Source organism: Campylobacter sp. IFREMER_LSEM_CL1890, assembly GCF_025772045.1.
GTDB classification, from domain to species: domain Bacteria; phylum Campylobacterota; class Campylobacteria; order Campylobacterales; family Campylobacteraceae; genus Campylobacter_D; species Campylobacter_D lari_D.
The window spans coordinates 1-23,713 of sequence record NZ_JAKMRK010000005.1; the positions used below are offsets into that span (position 1 = coordinate 1).

Here is a 23,713-nt window from a genome sequence, read left to right on the forward strand (position 1 = left end):
AAGAAATAATAAAATTAAAATATAATAAATACAAAATAATAATTAAATGGTGCCCGAGGTCGGACTCGAACCGACACAAGGTTGCCCTTACCAGATTTTGAGTCTGGCGCGTCTACCAGTTTCACCACTCGGGCTTTTTGAAAGTTTTAAAATAATTAAATAGAATATGGGATTATACTAAAAAAAAATTAAAACAATATAAAATATTTTATATAAAAAAATTTAAATATTATTAAAATTTGGAACTTTTTTTGCTTGTAAATAATTAAAAAATTTATTTGCGGAGCAAAATAATGAGAATTAGCAATCAGTATAATTACTACACTTCTATACAAAACTACACAGATGGTCAGTCTTTGCTTAATAAATATAATTTGCAGCTACAAACAGGTCAGCTTATTCAGCATTCTTGGGAAAATGCAAATGTTTATATTAATGGCTCAAGATTAGAATATGAGATGGCAAACATAGGTCAAATAGTTCAAGGAACTCAATCTGCTATGGAGCTAGCAAAAAACACAGATACTGCCTTGAAAAATATCACAGAACTTTTAGAAAAATTTAAAACATTACTCACAAAAGCTGCAAGTGATGGTAATTCTCAAGAATCAAGAGAGGCTATAGCAAAAGAACTCAAACTTGTAAGAGATTCTATTGTAAATATTGCTAATACTAGTATCAATGGGCAATATCTCTTTGCAGGATCAAATAGTGCAAATAAACCTTTTGATAATTATGGAAATTATACTGGGAATAAAGATAATATTTTTGTAGTAAGTGGCGCTGGCACCCAAATTCCTTATAATATACCTGGATGGGATTTATTTTTTAAGCCTGATTCAAATATCAATAAAATTATTTCAACAAATGTTTCTTTTACTGATGCTCGTTATCCGGACAAAAAAGAATTTTTAACCGGAGAATCTAAATTTTCACATTTAATAGGCCAAAACTATGTTCAAAATGGAAAACTTGATCCAGATAAAAATTTTCAAGATAGCTATGATGATAAACTTCCTTTCCCGCATTCAGCTATGTATATTCAAGGTGTTAGACCTGATGGAACAAGTTTTAAAGCTACTTTAGATATAGATCCTGATGCAAAAATTGAAGATGTATTAAAAAATATTGGAAGATTATATGGAAATACAGAGGGAAATGAGGTTGTTAAGGTAGCATTAAATGATAGCGGGCAGATAGAAATAAAGAGCTTAAAAGAAGGAAGTAGCTCTTTAGATTTTCATGCTGTTGCTTTAACTCCACAGCTTCAAGATGAGCAACTTATTAAAGATTTAAAACAGGCTGCGGATGCTGAAGGTATTTCTATGGCAGAAGTAACCAATCGTATTATGCAAGCAGCGCATGGTGGAAATCTGAATGATACTAAAAGTCCCGTTACGATTGAATTAGATGGTAAACAATTTACTGTAGACTTGCACAAAACAGATTTTATTAAAAGTAACATCAATGGTGATAAAACTAATGGGGCTAGTTATGATGTGCCTTTTGAAAAAGATGGAAATACTGTTTTTGGCAATGTTTCTCAAGTGATTAAAGGTACAAGTGAATATGCTACTGATAGTACAAAGTTAAGTGAAGTTGTAGCAAATGCCAATGGAAGCATGCAAGGTCAACAACTCCAAATGGAAATCACTTCTAGAAGTGGTCAAAAATATAATGTAACTATTGATTTAGAAAATTCTACTGTAAGTTATCCTGATCCAAATAATCCGGGTCAAACCATAAGTTTTCCTATTACTCACTCTCAATATAATGAAAATACAGGTAATGCAGTGGGTATGCAAACAAGACCTGAAGATATTACTTATGGCCAGTTAAATGATATTATCGGTATGTTTGCAAGTGATAATGTTCCCACAGCAACTATTACTCCAAATGCAAACGGAACTATTAATAATAATGATTTTCAAACTATCCAACAAGATATAGCTGATTCTAAAGGTTTTGTTGAAGTTAGTATGGACTATAAAGGTCGTATAAGTATTACTGATAAATTTTCAAGTAACACTAATATAGGTCTTACTATTAAAGATTCAAATTCAAATAGCGGTTTTCCTCCAGCAGGTACTTCTGTAAATGGATCAGGTTTTGTATTTAGTGCAAACAATTCTTTAACTATTGATGATCCAAATGTTGATTTGATTAAAGACTTAGATGAGATGATAGATGCTGTTTTAAATGGCAGTATGAGGGCTGATTCAGAAGGAAGTGATCCTAGAAATACAGGTTTACAAGGGGCTTTAGAAAGAATAGATCATTTGCAAGATCATGTTAGAAAAATGCAAACAACCATAGGAGCTTACACTAATAATATAGAAGAGACAAATAAAAGAATGACTTTTTTAAATATCAATGTAGCTTCTATTAAAAGCGGTGTAACTGATGCTGATTATGGGCAAACTTATATGCAGTTTATGCAAACTATGGTATCTTATCAAGCTATGCTTTCGGCTACTTCTAAAATTTCTCAAATTAGTTTATTAAACTACTTATAATTTTTTGATATAATAGCTTTTTTCTTTATAAAGGATATATTATAAAAAAAGAAGCTATTTTTGTTATTTCTAATATTTTTATTTTTTATTTTTGCTTAAGTGCTTTGATACCCGATCAAGCTTTAGTAAGTATTATAGGGTATTCCTTGGCAAAACTTAGTTATTTTTTATTTGGATCATTGACTAAATTTTACCCTTTTGTCTTTTTTTGGTTTAATTATCTTTTGTATAAAAATAACTATAATTTTGAACTTATAGAGCGTAGATTTAGTGTGGCTGTTTTTGCTTGTATTTTTGCCTCACTTATTTTTGCTTCAGCGTTCTTGCAAGATAAAGGCTATATAGCCTCTGCTATGTTTGTAATCTTAGATGGACTTTTTGGAAAAATAGGAAGTTTAATCTTGGTGATTTTGCTTTTAGCTTTTGCTTTTAGTATTTCTTTTCCGCAAATTATCAAAGAGGTATTTAAAATAGAGCTTGATTTTGATTTTTATTTAAAACTTGAAACTTTAATTAAAAATAAAATTTTTGGCTTTTTTGGTGGCGATAAGTATGAAAATGAAACTAAAGAAGAGCAAGAAAAGCTCAAACAAGAGCTTTTAATTAAAGATAAAACAGAAGAACTTATCAAGGAAAAAGAGCTACCAAAAAAAGAAATCCAAGAGAATAAAAAATTTAATCTTGAAGATTTAAAAAATCAAGAATTAGAAGAGGTTGTGATTAGTGAAGAGGATAAAAAGCTAGGTTCAAGTTATATTCATGAGCTTTCAGAGCCTATTGCAAGTTTTGCTCAAAAAGCTAGTCAAATAAATATAAAGGAAGATGAAATGACCCCTGAAGAGTATTTATTAAAATACAAAAATAAAAGTGAAGATATTTATACTCAAACTTTAAAAAGTAAAAATTTAGATGAACCAAGCTATAAAAGACGCAATATGGATTTAAACGAAAACAAAGAAGAGGTGATAGAAGAAAATTCTTTGTTTGCCAAAGAGCTTAAAGAGCGTGAGCAAATGCTACAAAAAGCTAAATTGCTAGAAGAATATAAAGCCTTACAAAAAGAAAAAATCTTAGAAGAGCTTAATGAGGATTTTAAAAAAATTGAAGAATTAAATGCTATAGAAGCACAAAAAGAAGCTGAGTTTAAAAAAATTCAAGATAAAACTAGCTTTTTAGGGGTAAAAGAATTTAAAGATGAAGATTTTATTCCACAAAATGAAGTAAAAGAACTTGATTTTAGTGAAGATGATTTTGCCAAGCCTATTAGTATAGAAGAGCTAAGAAGTAAAAGAAACTATGAAAATCCTTTTGTAGTAGAAGAAGCACAAAATGAAGTTAAAGAAGAAAAAATTCCATTTGAGATTACCCAAGAGCCTATAATAGAAGTAATAGAAAATAAAACACACCATTCTATCACTAATGAAGTGAGTGAAAACAAAGCCTTGTTGAAAGATCTTGATTTTGGAAATTTTGAAAAACCAAAAGATTTTTCTTTACCACCCTTAGATTTTTTAACTATGCCAAAAGAAGGTAAAAGCGAGATAAATGAAGAAGAAATAGATAGAAAAATTTATGATTTATTGGAAAAATTAAGACGCTTTAAAATAGGTGGCGATGTAGTTAGAACTTACACGGGTCCTGTTGTAACTACTTTTGAATTTCGCCCAGCAGCAGATGTTAAAGTAAGTAAAATTTTATCATTACAAGATGATTTGGCTATGGCTTTAAAAGCTCAAACTATAAGAATTCAAGCTCCAATCCCAGGTAAAGATGTAGTGGGAATTGAAGTTCCAAATGAAAAAATCGATACGATTTACTTAAGAGAAATTTTAGAAAGTGAGGTATTTAAAAATTCTAGCTCACCTTTAACTATAGCTTTAGGTAAAGATATAGTAGGCGATCCTTTCATCACAGATCTTAAAAAGCTTCCTCATCTTTTAATAGCAGGAACTACAGGAAGTGGTAAAAGTGTGGGTATAAATTCTATGCTTTTATCTTTGCTTTATAGAAATTCGCCAAAAACCTTAAGACTTATGATGATAGATCCTAAAATGCTTGAATTTAGTATTTATAATGATATTCCACATTTACTTACACCGGTAATTACTGATCCTAAAAAGGCGGTAAATGCTTTATCAAATATGGTGGCTGAAATGGAACGCAGATATCGCTTGATGGCTGAAGCAAAAACTAAAAATATAGAAAATTACAATGAAAAGATCAAAGAACAAGGTGGAGAAATTTTACCATTTATTGTAGTGATTATCGATGAGTTGGCTGATTTAATGATGACAGCAGGTAAGGATGTAGAGTTTTATATAGGTCGTTTAGCACAAATGGCAAGAGCAAGCGGAATTCACTTAATCGTAGCCACACAACGCCCTTCAGTAGATGTTGTTACCGGTGTTGTAAAAGCAAATTTACCAAGTAGAATTTCTTATAAAGTAGGGCAAAAGATAGACTCTAAGGTTATTTTAGATTCTATGGGTGCTGAAAGTTTGTTAGGGCGTGGAGATTGTTTATTTACCCCTCCTGGTATGAGTGGTTTAGTGCGTTTGCACGCACCTTTTGCAAGTGAAAATGAAATCGAAAATATTGTAGAGTTTTTAAAAGCTCAACAAGTAGTAGAATATGATGAGAGCTTTTTAAAAGATGATAGTCAAGATGGAGCCTATAAAAGAAGTGAATTTGATGATGGAGATTTAGATGAACTTTATGAAGAAGCAAAGGCTGTAATCTTAGAAGATAGAAAAACTAGTATTTCTTATTTGCAAAGACGCTTAAAAATAGGCTACAACCGCGCAGCAAATATCATAGAACAACTTTCACAAACAGGTGTTTTAAGCGAACCTGATGCAAAAGGTCAAAGAGAAATTTTATAATCAATTTCTTATTGCCTTATTATGATCTTTTAAAGTAGAGGTAAAAATATGCTTATTGGTTTTTTTATCTCTTACAAAGTATAAATATTCTGTTTTAGCAGGAAAAATAGCTGCCTTAATAGCTTCAAATGAAACATTACACACAGCTTCTTTTGGTATGCCATTAAATTTATAAGTATTGTAAGAACTATTATCTGATCTTATTCTTTGTGGAGTGATTTTTTCATGAGAGTATTTTCCATAATTTAATGTCCCATCCATTTGAAGCTTCATGCCTTTTCTTAAGCGATTTCTAATCACAGATGAAACTATAGGCATTTCTTCATTACTCGCTGCTTCTTTTTGTATAATGGAAGCAATGATGATATATTCATGCCATTTTTTTTCATTGTATTCTCTAAAAATTTTATAAGAAAGTTTTTTAAATTCACTTGCAGAGTAAGCCAAAAGATATTTTACTAAAAGCTCTTCTGTAATGCCTTTTGGAATTTTATAAGTTTCGGGGAAAAGCATACCTTCTTTAAAAGGGCTTTGTTTGTAAAATTCTTGCATTAAGGTTTTGGCATTTAAATTTAACTTTGGTGCTAATTCTTCAAAGAAAATTTCAGTCGTTTCCCCAGGAATTAAAGTAATAGTTTCAAGTGCTGCTTTAGCGACGGTAAGCTTATGTAAAAATTCAGCTCTATTTAGTTCTTTTGTGCCTATATTTATCCAGCCAGATTGTGGATGGCCTAAAAAATATAAAGTATATTTGTCAATATTGCTCATTTTATAGTTATTTTTATCTAATTGCGTTATAATCTTACTAACAGAACCTTGTGGTATAAAAACTACAGAGTTTGTTTTTATAGGTAAAAGTAGATAATAAAAAATGGATAAAAGAAAAATTAAAATCAAATCACAACATATTAAAAAAATTCTTAAATTTTTAGCATTACCTATGATACTTTTCATTGTTTTGTTTGTTTACCTCAAAAATGGAATTTACATAGAAAAATTAGAAATTTCTTCTATTAATTTGGAGAAATTATATATTAAATTAGATAAAAAACTCATTTTAAATGCAAAAAAAGTTATAGTAAATTCTCAAAATCAAAACACTCAAAATGAAACTAGTGCGAGTAAAGCTGTACAACTTATCAAAGATGTAAAATATATTTATTGGTTTTTTCAAGAAATCAATATAGATGAAATTTTTGTTAATAACTATCCCGTGGAATTAATTTATAAAAATAATCTATTTTTTGTAAACAGTAAAAATCTTTTAGTAAAAGTCAATTTAAAAATTAGTGATAAAAATATACAAGCTAATATTGATAATTTTCTTTTAAAAGATCATAACCTTAGTGTAGTTGGCTCTTTAGTTATCAATCCTAAGACAAAATTTTATACTTTTAAAGGAGAAATTGATAGTGATTTTTTAAAAAGTGATGTCAAATTCTCACTTAAAAGAGAAGAAATTGCTTATGAATTAGAAAATACAAGCTCAAATAATATTTCAAAAATTTTTGATATTTTAGTGGAAAATGGAGTGCATTTGCCTTCTAATCTTGCTCTTTGGGTGGGCGGTAAGGTAAAGGCTGATTTTTATTTTATAGAGAAATTAAATGGCTTTGCAGATTTTGGAAAACATAGATATTATTTGAATGATATTAGTGCTAAAGGTTATGTAAATAACTTGAAGGTGGTTTTAGATAAAGGTATAGATCCTATCATTAGTCCTTTTGTAAGGCTTGAATTTAATAAACAAAAACTAGAATTTATCTATGATAAATTATATTTTAACAATTACAATCTCAATCAAAGTCAAATTTATATAGACAATATGCTAAATGAAAAAGCAGGAATTTATATACGCATAAAAAGTGACAATGCTAGAGCTGATTATAGAGTGAATAAAATTTTGCGTTTGTATGATATAAAATTACCATTTTTACAAAACAATGGTATTACAAAGACTGATTTAGTTTTGAAAATTCCTTTTGAACATCCTGAAAGAATTTCATATAAAGGAAATTTTGATATTGTAAATTCTAATATAAATATAAGTGACTTTAAAATCATACAAGCAAATATTGATTTACAAAAAGATAAATTAGAGATTAAAAATGCAAGCGTACAAAGTGAATTAATCAGCGGTGATTTTAATGCAAGTATTGATTTAAAGCAAAAAAAAGGTGATTTTAAGACCTTTATAACAAATTTAAAATTACCACAAGATAGCTTAAAAATGGAAAATAAATTTCTTGATTTAGATCTTAACTATGATAAAAATATCAGTTTATATAATAAAGAGCTTACTACGACTCTAAATTTTGATCAAGGTATGTCTGTTTATGTTGCTAAGCTTGCAAAGTATAAGACTTATTCTAAATTAATGCAAAAAAATAATGTGCATGATGGAGAGTTGTCATTAGACACTTTAAATTTTAAAGATTTTGATGTAGATATAAATAATACCACTTTTGAATCATTTTTACTCTATAAGGATAATAATCCTTATGAGTATGATAGTTTTAGTATAAAAATAAAGGGAGAAGATTTTAATTTAACTAGCGCAAGTGGTAGTGTTTTTGCACAAAAAGACAATGATGATATTAACATTACTTTAAATAATGTTAATTTATTATTTTCAGAACAAGATACAGAAAATACACTAGATAATCTTGAAAATTCAAATTACAATATCAGTGCTAAAAATATAGATTTGATCTTAAAAGATTTTAACAAAACTTTAGATTTTGATCAATTTAATGCTAAAATCAAAAAAGACTATATAAAAGCTTGGGCTAATAGAAATGAGTCTAAATTTGAGCTTTTGCTTAAAGAAAATCAAATGCAAATTAGAGCTTTAAAAATGGATGATGATTTTCTGAATACTTTTATGCGTCAAAATGTTTTTGAAAAAGGCGAGTTTAATCTTTATGTAGATGGTAATAGTACTGATTTTTTTAAAGGCAAATTTTTATTTAAAGATACTTATTTAAAAGATTTAAAATTTCATCAGCAACTCTTAAGTTTTATTGATACAATACCTAGTTTGATTTTATTTAAAGCCCCAACTTTTAATGAAAAAGGTTTTAGTGTAGAAAATGCTGGTATAAGTTTTAATCGCAAAAAAGATCTTTTTGAAATAGATGCGCTAAATTTTAATGGTGATAGTGCAGATATTTTAGGTCAAGCTAAAATCAATTTAAGAAGTAGTCAAGTGGATGGTTTATTAGAGCTTAGAACGCTAAAATCAGCTAGTTCGGTTATTTCTAAAGTTCCAATTATCAATCAAATTATATTAGGCAAAGACAGGCAAATTAGCACACAAATTAAACTAGGTGGAACAATTGATAATCCCGAGTTTAAAACTCAACTTATCGCACAAAGTTTGCAACTTCCTTATCATTTGATAAAAAATATTTTTGAATTACCGACAAATTTAGTTAAATAATACCACAAAGGAGCTAAGATGAAAATTACCATCATAGGAGCAGGAAATGTCGGTGCAAGCATTGCTTATGCTTTAATTTTAAGAGAATTAATAGATGAGATTATATTGATTGATATTAATAAAGACTTGCTTTTTGCTAGAGAATTAGAACTAAGTCAAAGCATAGCCGCTTTTAATTTTGATATTAAAATAACTTGTACGGATGATTATACATACTCAAAAGATTCTCAAGTGGTTATTTTTAGTGCAGGTGTAGCTAGAAAAGAAGGTCAGAGTAGAGATGAGCTTTTTGTTATTAATTCTAAAATTATGCTTGAGTGTGCAAAAAATATTAAAAAATTTAACAACGATCCTTTGTTTATCATAGTAAGCAATCCTGTAGATTTTTTACTCAACGCTCTTTATGAAAGTAAATTATTTTCATTAAAAAAAATCATTGCTATGGCAGGTGTTTTAGATAATGCTAGATTTAAATACGAAGTGAGCAAAAAATTAGATATAAAAACTTCTTATATAGATACTAAGCTTATAGGTTTTCACAATGATAGTATGGTTTTGGTAAAATCTCAAAGTAAAGTGCAAAATAAAGCTTTAAGTGAAGTCTTAGATAAGCAAGATATTGTTCAAATTGAACAAGAGGTTAAAACCGGTGGTGCTAAAATTATAAAATATTTAAAAACTTCAGCCTATTTAGCTCCTGCTAGTGCTTGCGTGAGAATGATAGAGGCTTTAAAAAGTGGAGAATTTTTACCAGTATGTGTGATTTTAGATGGAGAATATGGCATAAGAGAAAAAGCTTTTGGAGTTATGGCAAGGATTAGTCTTGATGGGGTGCTTGAAACTTTAGAATTAAAATTAGACAATCAAGAACAAATTGCATTAGAAAATTCTTTTATTCAGTATAATTATAAATAATTTTTTAGGAGTTTTTTACTCCTAATGTTACTTTGTGTTATAAAATCTTATTAGTTTTATTTTATCTTTTAAATAATATTTAATCATGCTATAAATTCGCTATAATAAAAAGTTTGTTTTAAAAATAATTTTTAATAAAAAATCATTAGAAAATTACAAAAAACTAGAAAGGAATATTAATGATTGCTCCAGAGAATACACCAGTTTGGGTTGATGAAGCAAGATGTAAGGCTTGTAATATCTGTGTTAGCTATTGTCCAGCCGGAGTTTTAGCAATGAGAGATGAAATCAGTGCAGTTTTAGGACAGATGATAGAAGTGGTTCATCCTGATTCTTGTATAGGCTGTAGTGAATGTGAAAGTCACTGTCCTGATTTTGCGATCTTTGTTGCCAAAAGAGATGAATTTAAATTTGCAAAGCTTACGCCAGAAGCTAAAGAAAGAGCACAAGCTGTTAAAGAAAATAAATACAAAAAACTAAATGCATAGGAAAACAAAATGAGAGAAGTTATATCAACAGGTAATGTTTTAGTAGCCAAAGCTGCGATTGATTGTGGCTGTAAATTTTTTGGTGGTTATCCAATTACCCCAAGTTCTGAAATAGCACATGAACTAAGCCATATGTTACCAAAAAATGATGGTACTTTTATACAGATGGAAGATGAAATTTCGGGTATTAGCGTGGCCTTAGGTGCTTCTATGAGTGGAGTAAAATCCATGACAGCAAGCAGCGGACCGGGAATTTCTTTAAAAGCTGAACAAATTGGTTTGGGTTTTATAGCTGAAATTCCACTAGTAATTGTAAATGTTATGAGAGGTGGTCCTTCAACTGGTCTTCCAACAAGGGTTGCGCAAGGTGATTTATTTCAAGCAAAAGCTCCAACGCATGGAGATTATGCAAGTATAGCTTTAGCTCCTGCTTCATTAGAGGAAGCTTACACTGAAACTATTAGAGCTTTTAATTTAGCTGAAAAATACATGACTCCAGTATTTTTGCTTTTAGATGAAACCATAGGACACATGAATGGTAAGGCAAAATTACCTGATTTAGAAGAATTAGAAATTATCAACCGAAAAAAATTTACGGGTGATAAAAAAGATTACAAACCTTATGCAGCAGGTGAAAATGAAGCTGCCACATTAAATCCTTTCTTTGAAGGTTATCGTTATCATATCACAGGACTTCATCATGGAGACATAGGCTTTCCAACAGAAGATGGAGCAATAGTAGATAAAAATATCAAAAGATTATTTGGTAAAATCAAAAATAATACTAATGAAATTTGTACTTATGAAGAGTTTATGTGTGATGATGCGCAGTTTTTAATCATCGCCTATGGTAGCGTTGCAAGATCTGCTAAAGAAGCTATTTTAAGACTTAGAGAAGAGGGTTTAAAAGTAGGGCTTTTTAGACCTATTACCCTTTATCCAGTAGCTGAGAAAAAAATAGCTCAAGTAGTATCTAAATTTGAAAAAGTTATGGTAAGTGAGCTTAATATGGGGCAATATTTAGAAGAAATTCAAAGAGTAAGTAAAAGAGATGATTTTATTAGCTTGCACCGTGCAAATGGTCGCCCTATAACCCCAAGTGAAATTATTGCTAAAGTAAAGGAGAATATATAAAATGGCTTTTAATTACGATGAATATTTAAGAGTAGATAAACTTCCAACACAATGGTGCTGGGGTTGTGGGGATGGTGTTGTTTTAAAAGCTATTATTAGAGCTATTCAAAAACTTGGCTGGAATATGGATGATGTTTGTTTAGTTTCTGGTATAGGTTGTAGTGGTAGAATGAGTTCTTATGTAAATTGCAATACAGTCCATACTACTCATGGTCGAGCTATTGCTTATGCAACAGGGATTAAACTAGCAAACCCTAAAAAACATGTAATCGTAGTAAGCGGAGATGGCGATACTTTAGCAATTGGTGGAAATCATACCATCCATGGATGTAGAAGAAATATAGATTTAACTCATATTTTAATCAATAATTTTATTTATGGTCTTACAAATTCACAAACTTCACCAACTACCCCACAAGGCTTTTACACTGTTACAGCTCAAGCAGGTAATATAGACCCAAATTTTGATGCTTGTGAGCTTACTAAAGCCGCTGGGGCTTCTTTTGTAGCAAGAACAAATGTTATAGAGGCAAATAAGCTTGAAAATATCATTTTTAAAGCTTTATCTCACAAAGGTTATAGTTTTGTAGATGTATTTTCAAACTGCCATATTAACCTAGGTAGAAAAAACAAAATGGGCGAAGCTGTAAGCATGCTTGATTGGATTAAAAATCGTTGTGTTGAAAAGTCTAAATTTGAACAATTAGACTATGAACAAAGAGCGGATAAATTCCCTACAGGAATTTTACACCAAGATGAAAGCAAAGCAGAATATTGTGAAGCTTATGAGGAAGTTAGAAGAGCCTTGAGAGAAAAAAGAATGGTTGATTTGGGAGTATTAAAATGAAATATCAATTAAGATTTTGTGGTGAAGGTGGACAAGGGGTTATCACTGCAGGTGAAATTCTAGCTAAAGCCGCCATTAAAGAAGGGCGTAATGCTTTTAAAGCTTCTACTTATACTTCTCAAGTTAGAGGTGGGCCAACTAAGGTTGATATTATCGTTGATGAAAATGAAATCTTTTTTCCTTATGCAGTAGAAGGTGAAGTTAGTTTTATGCTTTCAACTGCTGATAAAGGTTACCATAGTTTCAAAGATGGTGTTTGTGATGGTGGTGTTATAGTTATAGAGCCAAATTTAGTTCATCCAAGTAAAGAAGATTATACAAGATGGAAAATTTTTGAAATTCCTATTATTACTATAGCTAAAGAAGAAGTAGGGAATGTAGCTACTCAATCAGTCGTTGCTTTAGCTATAGCTGCTTATATGAGTAAATGTATTGATATTGATGCATTAAAACAAACTATGCTTGATATGGTACCTGCAAAAACTAAAGAGGCAAATGCAAAAGCTTTTGATTTAGGTATAGAATACGCTAAAAAAGCACAAGTAGTTTCTTGATTTACAAGAAACTCTTTCTTGTAAAATAATATTTATTAAATTATCGTTATAATATTTTCCATTTTAAGCAAAAAGGTAAAATAATGAAAGAGCTAAATGGCTCGCAAATGATTTGTGAAGCATTAAAAGAAGAAAATGTTAAAGTAGTTTTTGGTTATCCTGGTGGTGCGGCTTTAAATATTTATGATGAAATTTACAAACAAACTCATTTTAAACACATTTTAGTCAGACACGAGCAAGCGGCCTTACATAGTGCTGATGCTTATGCTAGAATGAGTGGTAAAGTTGGTGTGGCAGTAGTTACAAGTGGACCTGGTTTTACTAATACAGTTACAGGTTTAGCTACTGCTTATAGTGATTCTATACCTTTGGTTTTAATTTCAGCTCAAGTTGCAAATTCTTTAATAGGAACAGATGCTTTTCAAGAAATCGATGCTATAGGTATTTCAAGACCTTGTGTAAAGCATAATTATTTAGTAAAAAATATCGAAGAATTACCTAAAATTTTAAAAGAAGCTTTTTATATTGCTACAACAGGTAGAAAAGGGCCTGTGCATATTGATATACCTAAAGATGTTACTGCTGCTATGGGTATATGGCATTATCCTAAAGAAATTTCTATGAAAACTTACAAGCCAACCTATAAAGGAAATATCAAGCAAATTAAAAAATTAGTAAGTTTGATTAAAAATGCTCAAAAACCTTTATTTTACCTAGGTGGAGGTTGCATAGCTTCTAATGCTAGTGACGAATTAAGAGACTTGATTCATTTTTGCCAAATTCCTGCAGTTGAAACTTTGATGGCTCTAGGGATTTTAAGAAGTGATGATGAGCTTAATTTAAAAATGGCAGGTATGCATGGAAGTTATTGTGCAAATATCGCTTTAAGTGAGTGTGATTTGCTCATTGCTGTGGGTGCTAGGTTTGATGATAGGATTACTGGTAAAACAAGTGAGTTTGCTAAGGGTGCAAAAATCGTTCATATTGATATAGATCCAAGCTCTATTTCTAAAATCATCGAAGCGCATTTTCCTATAGTTGGGGATATTAAAAGTGTTATTTTAGATACCTTAGAAGAATTAAAAAAAGAAAGTTTTGACAACACAAAATACCAAGAATGGTTTAAAACTTTACAAAACTATCAACAATTATATCCTTTAATCTATGAAGATAGCGATGAAGTTTTAAAACCTCAATGGGTTATAGAAGAATGTGCTAGATTAGCTCCTGATGCAAGGATAATTACTGATGTAGGACAACATCAAATGTGGGTAGCGCAATTTTATCCTTTTAATTATGCAAGACAACTTGCAACAAGCGGTGGGCAAGGAACTATGGGGTATTCTTTACCGGCTGCACTTGGGGCTAAATTAGCTGTGGGTGAAGAAGTGGTGGTAAATTTTGTAGGCGATGGTTCTTTTTTAATGAATATACAAGAGCTAATGACAGCAAGTGCTTATGGAATCAAAGTGATTAATATTATTTTAAATAATTCTTTTTTAGGTATGGTAAGACAATGGCAAAGTATGTTTTATAAAGAAAGATTTTCTAATACAGATCTAACAAGTCAACCTGATTTTGTTACTATTGCTAAAGGTTTTCATTGTGAGGGTTGTAATGTTTTTAATAAAGAAGAATTTCAAAAAGCTTTTAAAGCAGCCTTAGAATCTAAAAAAACTTGTGTTTTAAATGTAGCTATAGATCGTTATGAAGATGTATTACCTATGGTACCTGCGGGTGGAGCTATTTATAATATGATTTTACCTAGCTATAAAAACAAGGATAAAAAATGAAAAGAAGAGTAATTTCTGTCATTGTATTAAATGAGCATGGGGTATTATCACGCGTTGTCGGGCTTTTTTCAGGACGCGGTTATAATATAGAATCTCTTACGGTTGCTCCACTTGATGATAAAGAATTCTCAAGGATAAATATCGTTACTTTAGGCGATGAAAAAGTTTTTGAGCAAATCATAAAGCAACTTCATAAACTCATACCTACTTATAAGGTAATTGATTCTAGTGATTTTATAGAAAAAGAAACAGCTTTGGTAAAGATTGCTTTAAATGAAAATTTTGCAGGTTTAGATGCCATATTAAAAGCTTATAATGGCAGTGTAACTTATAGTGATGGTGAGTTTATTATAGTAATGGCAAGTGATGATGCAAAAAATATTGATAACTTTTTAAAAACTATGAAAAAGTATAATCCTATTAGTGTAGTTAGAAGTGGTTCTATTTTAATGGAGGTAAAATGAAAATTAGTGAAATTGCTAAATTTTTAGGCATAGAATATTGCGGAGATGATATAGAAATTACAGCTTTAAATTCATTAAATAATGCAAGTTTTACTGAACTTAGTTATTGCGATGGAGAAAAAAACTCTAAAAAAATTGCAAGTAGTGGAGCTGGGGCTATATTAGTCTCAAAAGAATTTGAAAATTTAGTTTCAAAAGATTGTGTTAAATTGGTTGTTGATAATCCACATTTATCTTTTGCGCTTTTAAGTAAGCTTTTTGCTAAACCTTTAATTTCTAGTGAAAAGAAAAATTCCAAAATCGCTAAAAGTGCCAAGATTATGCCAAATGTTTATATTGGAGAAAATGTCCAAATAGCTGATCATGTAGTGATAATGGCAGGAGCTTATATAGGCGATAATGTAAGTATAGGTGAATATACTACAATCCATCCAAATGTTGTGATTTATAATGACACTAAAATAGGTAAAAAATGTCATTTACTGGCAAATTGTGTTATAGGTAGTGATGGTTTTGGCTATGCGCATACAAAAAATGGCGAGCATTATAAGATTTATCATAATGGAAATGTTATTTTAGAAGATTTTGTAGAAGTTGGAGCTTGCACGACTATTGATAGAGCAGTTTTTGAAAGTACTATCATAAAGCAAGGCACAAAGATTGATAATCTTGTTCAAGTAGGGCATAATTGTGAAGTAGGGGAGAATTGTCTTATAGTAGCTCAAAGTGGAATTTCAGGCTCAAGTATTTTGGGTAAAAATGTTACTATGGGTGGACAAAGTGCTACAAGTGGGCATTTAGAAATAGGAGATTTTGCCACCATAGCCGCAAGAGGCGGGGTCACTAAAAATTTAGAAGGTGCTAGGGTTTATGGTGGTTTTCCTATTATGCTTCAAAAAGATTGGTTGAAATTTCAAGCAAAAATTATCACAGCTTTTAGGGATAAACATGAGTAAAAAAATATTTAAAACTATAGAATTACATGGCAGTAAAAGTGGAGAAATAAGTCTTTGCAATCTTTCTAATCCTTATGGTATAGGAAGTAATGATGTCTTAAGTATAGGTGTGGCTTTAAAAAAGGAAAATGGAATAGATTGGAAAGTTCATATTCCTTATGAAAATTTAAAAGATCTTATTCAAGCACTTCAAGAAATAGAAAAAAGCAAAGCCTAGTTTAAAAACTAGGCGTATTTAAATCCCGTTTTCTTCCTGCACTAATAATTAAAACAAAATTAAGTGCAATCAAAACATACACAAAAGTTGGTATAGGAAAAGCATCGCCGTTTGCATAAGAATGAAGTCCAGAAAGATAAAAATTCACTCCAAAATAAGTCATTAATATGCTATAAAAGGCTAAAACACTAGCACTTGCAAATACAAAAATAAAATAAGTTTTAAAAATAAATCTTAAGTGCAATACCATAGTATAAACTACAATAGAAATCAAAGCCCAAGTTTCTTTTGGATCCCAACCCCAATATCTTCCCCAGCTTTCATTAGCCCAAACTCCGCCTAAAAAATTTCCTATTGTAAGCATTGCAAGTCCTATTATCATAGACATTTCATTAACACAGTGTAATTTAATGATGTTTAAATCTATATTTTTATTTTTACCCCTTAAAGCAAAAAGAATTAAACTCAAAATCCCTATAATAAAACAAAGTGCTAAAAATCCATAACTTGCTGTTATAATAGAAACATGAATATTAAGCCAATATGATTTTAAAACAGGTACTAAATTCCCAATTTGAGGATCCATAAAGCCAAGATGAGCCACAAAAAGTGAAATGCCTGCTAAAAAACTCGCACCACATAAAGCCAAGAGTGATTTTTTAAAAAATATCACAGCGCTCATCGCACAAGCAAAAGCTATACAAATCATGCTTTCATAAGCATTACTCCAAGGAGCATGCCTACCTACATACCAACGAATGATTAAAGCTAGTGCATGTATGATTGCACATATACTTAAAATGATGTAAAAAAATCTATATACAAAAGTCGACAAAGAGATATTTTTTAATATAGTATAAAAACTTAAAAAGAAAAACACTAATGCAAAGCTAATATAAACAAAAGTTAGATTATCAAAGATATTGTAATGATTAAGCAGTATTTCAAGATCTAATCTTTCTTTTGGCGGTAAAACACTACTTCCATAGTGATTTTGAAAATCTTTTAAAGATTGCAAAAATTCATTTGCATCTTGCCATTGATTATTTTCAACACCATTGCGAACTTGTAAAAAATAGCTAACTAAAAGCATTTGTAAACGCTCTACATCTTCTTTTGCAAAAGGTAAAATTTGCACCGGAGAATACCACTTTAAACTTTGCTCATTAATATCAGGAAAAATAGTTAAAGCTTGACCGCTATAAATATAATATGCATGATTTATTTTTTCATCTAAGGCTAGTAAATCTTTATCGAAGTTAGTTCTTAGTGAGGGCTTTTTGCGGTTAGCTTCTTCAACATAATTACTCAGTTTATATACCCCATTATCAAACACATCATCAAATGCTATGTATTTTTCATTTATATCTGCGCCTATTAATTCTCTTAGCTTGCTTGTTTTTGTAGCTATCATTTTGATTTTTCTAAATTCTTTAGGATAAATCATCATTGCTAGAAAAATTTGATCATAGTGAAGATTTAAAAATTTTTCTTTTTGAGTGATTTTATAAACAAACTCCATTGCCAAAGTATCTAAAGGCTTGATTCTACCATTATGATCTTGCACAAGTAATCTTGCAAAATTTAAAGAATGTTCATAGGAATTCTTTTGCAAATTCGAGATTAAATTTAAAATTTCATTTTTATCTTCTTGTGCAAAAAGTGGAGTTTGTAAATTTGCAAAAAGCAAAATAAACAATACAAAACTTTGACCTTTTTTTAAATAAATGCTTAAACGATGAAATCTTGAGTTTTTATCAAATAAAACCCATAAAAATCCCAAAATCAATAAAGTATAACCTATATAAGTAGGGATTTTACCAGGATCTTTATTGACTGAAAGTATAGTGCCTTGCTCATCTTGATCATAAGAACTTTGAAAAAATCTATATCCACCATAATCAAGAACATTATTCATAAAAATATCATAATCTAGATTAATATTATTTTGCTTATCTATGATTTGAATTTTTGAAGTATAAGAAGATGGACTCATAGAGCCTAAATAACGCTCTAGTATAAAATCTTTTAAGTGTAATGCAAAAGGAAGCTTAATTTCTCTTGGTCCCCAATTGATAGTAAAATTTTTTTCCCGTAAGTTAAAATGCACTGCTTGTTTGTTTGTAAAATTTGGATTTAAGATTATTTGTGTATTTGCTTTTTGATAATTAATATTTAATTTTAAGCTAGCAGGTGTGATAGAGTCTTTTTGTGGAGTGTATTTGATAGAGCTTATGATTAATTTTTCGCCATTTAAGTCAATAGTTTTTTCAAAATGCTTTTGAGTTAGCGTGGTAAAGCTAATAGGAAATTCAAAACTAGCATTAGCATCAAAATCAGTAATTTTTATAAATTCTTCCCTAGTAACTATGGTGTTAGAGCTTTGATTTTCTCTTATATGCATTCCACCTTCTAAGCCAAAATATCTAGTAAGTCCAGCACCGATTAAAATCACTATAAAAGATAAATGCAAAAGCAAGATAGAGTATTTTTTCTTTTGAAAAAGCTTGTTGTGAAATATCACTCCGATTAAATTTAAACCTAGTAATAAATGCAACATATCAAACCAAGCATTATTATAAATTAAAGCTTTAGCTGCACTAATACCAAAATCATTTTCTATAAAGGTTGCCACAGCACAAGCTATGGCATATATACTCATTAGTAAAAAACTCATTGCAAAAGAAAAAAAATACTGCATTTTTAACCTTTAAATATTATTTTCTTTATAAAAATGTATGAGTTTTTGTGCTATGGTTGCTTCGTCTAAATTTTGATTTTCTTTTTGATTTAAAAACTCCATTGTAGCGCTTAGTCTTTTTGCGCTAATAAAACCAGGATAATTTAGCAAAGTTTGGCTGTTTTTGTTTAAAATTACAATAGTAGGGGTGGCTACTATATCATAAATACTAGAAAGTTCAGCTGTACTTAAGTCACTTTTATGGTTTTTATAAAATGTATGAATTTTTTTATAGCTTATATTTATATAATATGAGCTGTATTTGTCTTTTATAAGTTCTTGTATTTTTTTATCATTTTTAATTTCTTCTTTTAATTTATCACAATAAAGGCAGTGATTTGCGCTGAAAATGATTAAAATGTTTTTATCATCACTTTTTATATTTGTATTATCTTTAAATAAATAGGCTATTTCTTCATAAGATTTTTTATCTAAATCATTTGCTTTTTGCAAATTTTCTTTAGAAAATTGTGTACCGCTTGAGATTAAATTAGAATCAAGTTTTTCTTCATTAGAACAAGCTATAAAAAAAATACTTAAAAAACTAAGTGAGAGTATTGTTTTAAACATTTAAAATCCTTGAAAAAATTAGAAAAAGTCCTTATTCGCTATTATAGCGAATAAGGTTATAAGATAGTGTTAAAGAAAGTATAAAGCATTAAAAATAAAAATACTAAGCCAGTGATTAGCATTGCAAATCCTGCAAGTTTAGCTAGCCATTGATATGCTTTGAAGTTACTTTTATTTTCATATAAAGTGCTTAATTTTCCACTTTCTTTTAAGCGTTTATACCATACGCTTCTTTCTTGTTTAATCTCTTCTTCACTAATACTTCCTGAAAAAATCACCATATCCATAGGGAAGCGATCTGCTCTAAAATGCGTATTAAAGAAGTGAATTGCAAAAATAAATCCTGTAGCAAGTAAAGCTTCATCAGAGTGAAGTAGGGTTGCTAAGTTGATTGCTTCACCTGGTAAAAATTTACCAAAGAAAGCAGGAAACCATAAAATAAGCCCTGAAATACCAATGATAAACATACCCCAAAATACTGCTAGATAGTCAAATTTTTCCCAATAAGTCCAGCGGTCAAATTGCGGTCTTGGTCCAAAACCAAAGAACCATTTAAAATGATCTTTCATATCTTTAAAATCTTGCCAATTTGGCATTAAAGAATCAGGTCCAAAAGTAGCTTTTAAAACTTTCATAAAGCTTATTTTGCCAGTTATTGGATCCCTTGCTACATCACGGCGTTTCCAATTTACGATGATGATTTCTCCAATGTGAGAGAAAAATACTGCAAACATTACTATGGCTGAAATATGATGTATGGTTGCAGCGTTAATGATATCTCCACCCATTAAATCAATCATAGGTTTAGCCCATGCTGAATCATAGAATTTTTGCGGTAAGCCTGAGAATGCAAGACCCAAAAAGCTAACTGCCATAAAAAAATGCTGAATTCTATGGAAAGTGCTAAATCTTCTTACTCTTACTTTATCTTCATGTGCTGCTTTTCTTGCTTCTTTCCATTCTTTAGGATATTTTATACGCATAGCAATTAAACGCAAGCACCAAAGTATAGTATGGGCTCCAAAGAAAACAAATACAGAAATGACCAAAATAGTCATGAATATATAAGCACCATGTAATCCAGGATATTTTTCGCCATCACTGTGATCAGCATGTGCCATCCAATTTGCGAAATTTTCATTTGCATTTGGGTGGCATGATTTACAAGTTTGAACACGGTTAATTGGCGAGAGAGTTGAGCTTCTTTCGCTTGATTTTAAAATATTATGTTTTCCATGACAATCAGAACAAGTAGCAACACTTGGAGTTTCACCTGGAGTGCTTAAAAACATACCTTTACCATGAAAAGTCATATGAAAAGTTGCACTTTTTTGTTTATGACATTGTGTGCATTTTTGATCAACTAATTGTTTTTGTGAATAAATTCCTGAATGTTTTGGGGTAATATGAATAGAGTGACAAGTCGCACAAGATGGTTTTTCTTTTTTCTTTTGCATATCTTGAGCGGGTAAGAACTCTTGCACCCCATGAGCGCTTTTTGCTAAAGCATTGCTTGCTTTTTCATGACAAGTTGCACATTTTTGATTGATTAGGTTTTTATTTGCTGCAATATCAGCTCTAATGCCTTTACCTTTTTGAGCATGACAATCACGACAAGATGGGGTGTTGCTAAATTTAAATCTTGAGTGGATAGTGTCTTTAAATTCGATAATTTCTTTAGCTTTTTCCCATTTAACTGTGTCTATTTTTTCAACTTTTCTACCTGAAGTTACCCATGATTCTATACCATCAAGCATTACAACAGAGTTCTTATAGCCAAGTTCTATAGCAACTGCAGCTGCTTGAGAAGCTTCAAATCTAAAACGATTTAAACCATAAAATACTAAATTTGCATTTTTATTATTAGGTAATAAATTTTGCCAATTTTCCACATAGGTTGATATGGAATTAGGTATATAACCATTAGCTTGTCTATCTTGCTCTGAATTGACATCAAAAAAATAAGTATTGTTTTGATCTAGCATTTCTTGAGCTTGTGCTAAGCTAATGCTTTTTACACCTTCTATTGAGCCTATTTCTCCATTAGCTTCAGCAAAAATAAATCCTGATGGCATAAAAAGAGTAAAAAGCACAATAAAAAGTCGAGTAATTAAATTTTTCAAGACTAGCTCCTTATTTTAAGGAAGAATTTTTCATTCTTCCTTTGTTTTTATTTACCATTTAGGATATTTTGTGCTTCTTGGATATAAATTAAAGCTTCTTCTATGATTTTCTTAGAATAAGCAGGTCCATGAACACCCCAAGAACCATCTTTTTCTAGTCTATCAGCTATGGCTTGAGCTTGATTAGTTAGGCTTAATACTTTTGATTTTTGCTCTATTGAAAGTTTATTTTTTTCAGCAAAAGTTTTATCAATATTTGCTATGCCTTTTCTAATTTTCTCATATCCTTCTTTAACAGGGTTTTGCCACTGCATTACTTTATCATAAATCATTTCTTGATTGCTAAAGTGAAGTTTTTCAGGTAAGGTTGATTGTACAGGACTATGACAACCACTTGCACCAGGACCCATTAGGTTAATATCACTAAAACTAGTTCTACCACAACTCCACATTAAATCAAGGAAAAATCTACCTTCATCATCTCTAGCTATAGTCCAACCACCAACTTTAGGCGATCTTTCTTTACCTTCTGGTGGATTAAGTGTTTTTGCGGTTTTATCTACTTTGATATTCCAAATATGTGAAGCTCTAACATTATCAAATCCACCTTTATCAGGGTTTTGAACCGCTCCAAAGTTTTCGCAACTCATCATATTTGGCATGTGACAAGCTGTACAGTTATCTTTTGCGTGAATTCCACCTTTTTTGAAAAAGCTTGCTTGAGTTTCATGACAATCTTTGCAAGTTTTTTTAAGTTTTGTTTTAGTATAACCGCTTTTCCAATCATTAAAAGTTACTTCATGCGGATCATGACAAGTATTACATCTCATACCCTTATCGTAGTGTGCTGAAGAATACATTTGAGCACCTTCTGTTCCACACGCAGGACAACTTGATTTAAAATATGCGTTGAAAGGTTTTCTAGGATTGATTTTAGCATCGGTTTCATTATATGAAAATCTTTGATGACATCTTTCACAATTTGATGGCATGCCCGCACCTCTTGCTCCATAAAGATGTGCTCCAGCCCCATGGCATTCCTCGCAAGTAATGCCTTTTGAGATGGTATGTTTTTGAAGTTCTTTTGGATTACCCAGTGCTTTGTAAAATTCTTCCTTGCTTTTAAAGTCAAATTTAAAAGTATGACAGGTTTCACAATACGCAGTAGCAGGTTGGAAAACCGCTTTTTCTTTATAGGTTGCAGCATAAGAGTTTGTTCCCCATACTTGAGAGCCATTTCCTCCAAAATCTTCCATTTTAGTAGGAAAACCAGGTGCAAATGCAGCTATTTTTTGTGCCATTTCAGGGGTTAAAAACTCACTCCAAAGTCTTGAAAATTGATTGCCTCCAGCGGTTAATTTACCACTTAAATCACTCAAATTTCCATCTTCAACATGGTAAGTTCCACGCACAAGCCATCTATCTATAAAACCATATTTTGTTCTTGGTGTTCCAATGAGAGCATAAACATCATTTGGATAAATTCCATCGGGTAAAATAGTAGCTTGAGAATTATACATAGGTTTTTTCAAACCTTCAGCTCCACCAACTTCTTCCATTTCATGTGGAAAACGCACGGTTTTTGCATGACGAGAGCGCTCCCAAGAAGCATATTGAGCAGGATGGCATTCGCCACATTTTTTTGGACCCACAAATTTGTTTGGAAAATCCAAAAAAGATTCATAAGGCAAACGATAGGTAATAGAGGCTTGCTTTAAATCATGCTCGGCAGCAAATTTAGCTCCATTTTGATTTACAACCCAATTTTCAGTTCTATCACTATGGGTAAATTTACCCACTAAACGCCCTTCTTTTTCATATTTAAAAATAGGGTGATTTTTATAAAGATAATCAAAAAATGCATCTTCTTGAGCCACATAACCATCAAGGGTTCTAGGCTCTGAAGAAGCAAAAGCTTGTGTAGTCAAACTAATGCCCAATGCTAAACAAGCATAAGTGGCGACTTTAGCTAGTTTATGTTTCATAACTTCCCTTTCATGTAGTTTTGTTAAAAGATAAAAACACTCTTATTTATTATCTATTAACTTTTAAAACATAATTTTGACTATTTT

At 30.6% G+C, this 23,713-nt stretch carries 17 protein-coding genes and 1 tRNA gene; 12 read left to right on the plus strand and 6 right to left on the minus strand.

From position 1 onward, the window contains the following. Nucleotides 1-47: 47 nt before the first annotated feature. Nucleotides 48-134, minus strand: a tRNA-Leu gene (locus tag L8W57_RS03400). A gap of 159 nt (nt 135-293) precedes the next feature. Between L8W57_RS03400 and flgL the strand changes: the two genes are divergently transcribed. Together flgL and L8W57_RS03410 are read left to right on the plus strand one after the other, a co-directional pair. Next, on the plus strand, nt 294-2,516 hold the full coding sequence (gene flgL, locus L8W57_RS03405) for a flagellar hook-associated protein FlgL (protein ID WP_133318848.1): 2,223 nt from the start codon (nt 294-296) through the stop codon (nt 2,514-2,516). Between the two features lie 353 nt (nt 2,517-2,869). Continuing rightward, complete coding sequence (locus L8W57_RS03410) at nt 2,870-5,398, plus strand: DNA translocase FtsK (RefSeq protein ID WP_412175107.1); 2,529 nt, start codon at nt 2,870-2,872, stop codon at nt 5,396-5,398. Here L8W57_RS03410 and mltG read toward each other — a convergent pair whose 3' ends face one another. After that, nucleotides 5,399-6,352 (minus strand): endolytic transglycosylase MltG, encoded by a 954-nt coding sequence (mltG, locus tag L8W57_RS03415; RefSeq protein WP_133318850.1) that lies wholly within the window; start codon nt 6,350-6,352, stop codon nt 5,399-5,401. It lies immediately after the preceding gene. Between mltG and L8W57_RS03420 the strand changes: the two genes are divergently transcribed. The 10 genes from L8W57_RS03420 to L8W57_RS03465 all read left to right on the plus strand — a co-directional run bounded on the left by L8W57_RS03420 (nt 6,339) and on the right by L8W57_RS03465 (nt 16,208). Then, nucleotides 6,339-8,840: an AsmA-like C-terminal domain-containing protein gene (locus tag L8W57_RS03420; RefSeq protein ID WP_133318851.1), complete on the plus strand. Its 2,502-nt coding sequence runs from the start codon at nt 6,339-6,341 to the stop codon at nt 8,838-8,840. The genes mltG and L8W57_RS03420 overlap by 14 nt on opposite strands. Nucleotides 8,841-8,858: 18 nt before the next feature. Then, nucleotides 8,859-9,755, plus strand: coding sequence for a lactate/malate family dehydrogenase (locus tag L8W57_RS03425; protein WP_133318852.1), 897 nt, complete (start codon nt 8,859-8,861; stop codon nt 9,753-9,755). Between the two features lie 173 nt (nt 9,756-9,928). Further along, the gene (locus L8W57_RS03430) at nt 9,929-10,243 is read left to right on the plus strand and encodes a 4Fe-4S binding protein (RefSeq protein ID WP_133318853.1); all 315 of its coding nucleotides are present in this window, start codon (nt 9,929-9,931) and stop codon (nt 10,241-10,243) included. 9 nt (nt 10,244-10,252) lie between these two features. After that, entirely contained in the window at nt 10,253-11,377 is a 1,125-nt protein-coding gene (locus tag L8W57_RS03435) for a 2-oxoglutarate synthase subunit alpha (protein WP_263662000.1), read from the plus strand. A 1-nt stretch (nt 11,378) separates the two neighbouring features. Then, entirely contained in the window at nt 11,379-12,224 is an 846-nt protein-coding gene (locus L8W57_RS03440; RefSeq protein WP_263662001.1) for a 2-oxoglutarate ferredoxin oxidoreductase subunit beta, read from the plus strand. Then, nucleotides 12,221-12,778: a 2-oxoacid:acceptor oxidoreductase family protein gene (locus tag L8W57_RS03445; protein ID WP_263660781.1), complete on the plus strand. Its 558-nt coding sequence runs from the start codon at nt 12,221-12,223 to the stop codon at nt 12,776-12,778. Before L8W57_RS03440 ends, L8W57_RS03445 begins: the two co-directional genes overlap by 4 nt. 83 nt (nt 12,779-12,861) lie before the next feature. Next, nucleotides 12,862-14,571, plus strand: coding sequence for an acetolactate synthase large subunit (locus L8W57_RS03450; RefSeq protein WP_263662002.1), 1,710 nt, complete (start codon nt 12,862-12,864; stop codon nt 14,569-14,571). Further along, entirely contained in the window at nt 14,568-15,035 is a 468-nt protein-coding gene (gene ilvN, locus L8W57_RS03455; protein WP_263662003.1) for an acetolactate synthase small subunit, read from the plus strand. The genes L8W57_RS03450 and ilvN overlap by 4 nt, the downstream gene beginning before the upstream one ends. Further along, nucleotides 15,032-15,991, plus strand: coding sequence for a UDP-3-O-(3-hydroxymyristoyl)glucosamine N-acyltransferase (gene lpxD / locus L8W57_RS03460; RefSeq protein WP_263661691.1), 960 nt, complete (start codon nt 15,032-15,034; stop codon nt 15,989-15,991). The genes ilvN and lpxD overlap by 4 nt, the downstream gene beginning before the upstream one ends. Continuing rightward, a complete protein-coding gene (locus L8W57_RS03465; protein ID WP_263662004.1) occupies nt 15,984-16,208 on the plus strand; it encodes a hypothetical protein in 225 nt (74 codons plus the stop codon). The genes lpxD and L8W57_RS03465 overlap by 8 nt, the downstream gene beginning before the upstream one ends. 1 nt (nt 16,209) lies before the next feature. Here L8W57_RS03465 and ccsA read toward each other — a convergent pair whose 3' ends face one another. The 4 genes from ccsA to L8W57_RS03485 all read right to left on the minus strand — a co-directional run bounded on the left by ccsA (nt 16,210) and on the right by L8W57_RS03485 (nt 23,626). Further along, the gene (gene ccsA / locus L8W57_RS03470) at nt 16,210-18,909 is read right to left on the minus strand and encodes a cytochrome c biogenesis protein (protein ID WP_263662005.1); all 2,700 of its coding nucleotides are present in this window, start codon (nt 18,907-18,909) and stop codon (nt 16,210-16,212) included. A gap of 9 nt (nt 18,910-18,918) precedes the next feature. Further along, complete coding sequence (locus L8W57_RS03475) at nt 18,919-19,518, minus strand: SoxW family protein (RefSeq protein WP_133318861.1); 600 nt, start codon at nt 19,516-19,518, stop codon at nt 18,919-18,921. A gap of 56 nt (nt 19,519-19,574) precedes the next feature. Continuing rightward, the gene (locus L8W57_RS03480) at nt 19,575-21,593 is read right to left on the minus strand and encodes a rhodanese-like domain-containing protein (protein ID WP_133318976.1); all 2,019 of its coding nucleotides are present in this window, start codon (nt 21,591-21,593) and stop codon (nt 19,575-19,577) included. A gap of 95 nt (nt 21,594-21,688) precedes the next feature. Next, entirely contained in the window at nt 21,689-23,626 is a 1,938-nt protein-coding gene (locus tag L8W57_RS03485; protein ID WP_133318862.1) for a multiheme c-type cytochrome, read from the minus strand. Nucleotides 23,627-23,713 lie beyond the last annotated feature (87 nt).

What these genes read in the sequence shown, in the direction of transcription:
- flgL (WP_133318848.1), top strand. Translation starts at nt 294, where the DNA reads ATGAGAATTAGCAATCAGTATAATTACTACACTTCTATACAAAACTAC.
- L8W57_RS03410 (WP_412175107.1), top strand. Translation starts at nt 2,870, where the DNA reads ATGTTTGTAATCTTAGATGGACTTTTTGGAAAAATAGGAAGTTTAATC.
- L8W57_RS03420 (WP_133318851.1), top strand. Translation starts at nt 6,339, where the DNA reads ATGATACTTTTCATTGTTTTGTTTGTTTACCTCAAAAATGGAATTTAC.
- mltG (WP_133318850.1), bottom strand. Translation starts at nt 6,352, where the DNA reads ATGAAAAGTATCATAGGTAATGCTAAAAATTTAAGAATTTTTTTAATA.
- L8W57_RS03425 (WP_133318852.1), top strand. Translation starts at nt 8,859, where the DNA reads ATGAAAATTACCATCATAGGAGCAGGAAATGTCGGTGCAAGCATTGCT.
- L8W57_RS03435 (WP_263662000.1), top strand. Translation starts at nt 10,253, where the DNA reads ATGAGAGAAGTTATATCAACAGGTAATGTTTTAGTAGCCAAAGCTGCG.
- L8W57_RS03440 (WP_263662001.1), top strand. Translation starts at nt 11,379, where the DNA reads ATGGCTTTTAATTACGATGAATATTTAAGAGTAGATAAACTTCCAACA.
- L8W57_RS03445 (WP_263660781.1), top strand. Translation starts at nt 12,221, where the DNA reads ATGAAATATCAATTAAGATTTTGTGGTGAAGGTGGACAAGGGGTTATC.
- L8W57_RS03450 (WP_263662002.1), top strand. Translation starts at nt 12,862, where the DNA reads ATGAAAGAGCTAAATGGCTCGCAAATGATTTGTGAAGCATTAAAAGAA.
- ilvN (WP_263662003.1), top strand. Translation starts at nt 14,568, where the DNA reads ATGAAAAGAAGAGTAATTTCTGTCATTGTATTAAATGAGCATGGGGTA.
- lpxD (WP_263661691.1), top strand. Translation starts at nt 15,032, where the DNA reads ATGAAAATTAGTGAAATTGCTAAATTTTTAGGCATAGAATATTGCGGA.
- L8W57_RS03465 (WP_263662004.1), top strand. Translation starts at nt 15,984, where the DNA reads ATGAGTAAAAAAATATTTAAAACTATAGAATTACATGGCAGTAAAAGT.
- ccsA (WP_263662005.1), bottom strand. Translation starts at nt 18,909, where the DNA reads ATGCAGTATTTTTTTTCTTTTGCAATGAGTTTTTTACTAATGAGTATA.
- L8W57_RS03475 (WP_133318861.1), bottom strand. Translation starts at nt 19,518, where the DNA reads ATGTTTAAAACAATACTCTCACTTAGTTTTTTAAGTATTTTTTTTATA.
- L8W57_RS03480 (WP_133318976.1), bottom strand. Translation starts at nt 21,593, where the DNA reads ATGCCATCAGGATTTATTTTTGCTGAAGCTAATGGAGAAATAGGCTCA.
- L8W57_RS03485 (WP_133318862.1), bottom strand. Translation starts at nt 23,626, where the DNA reads ATGAAACATAAACTAGCTAAAGTCGCCACTTATGCTTGTTTAGCATTG.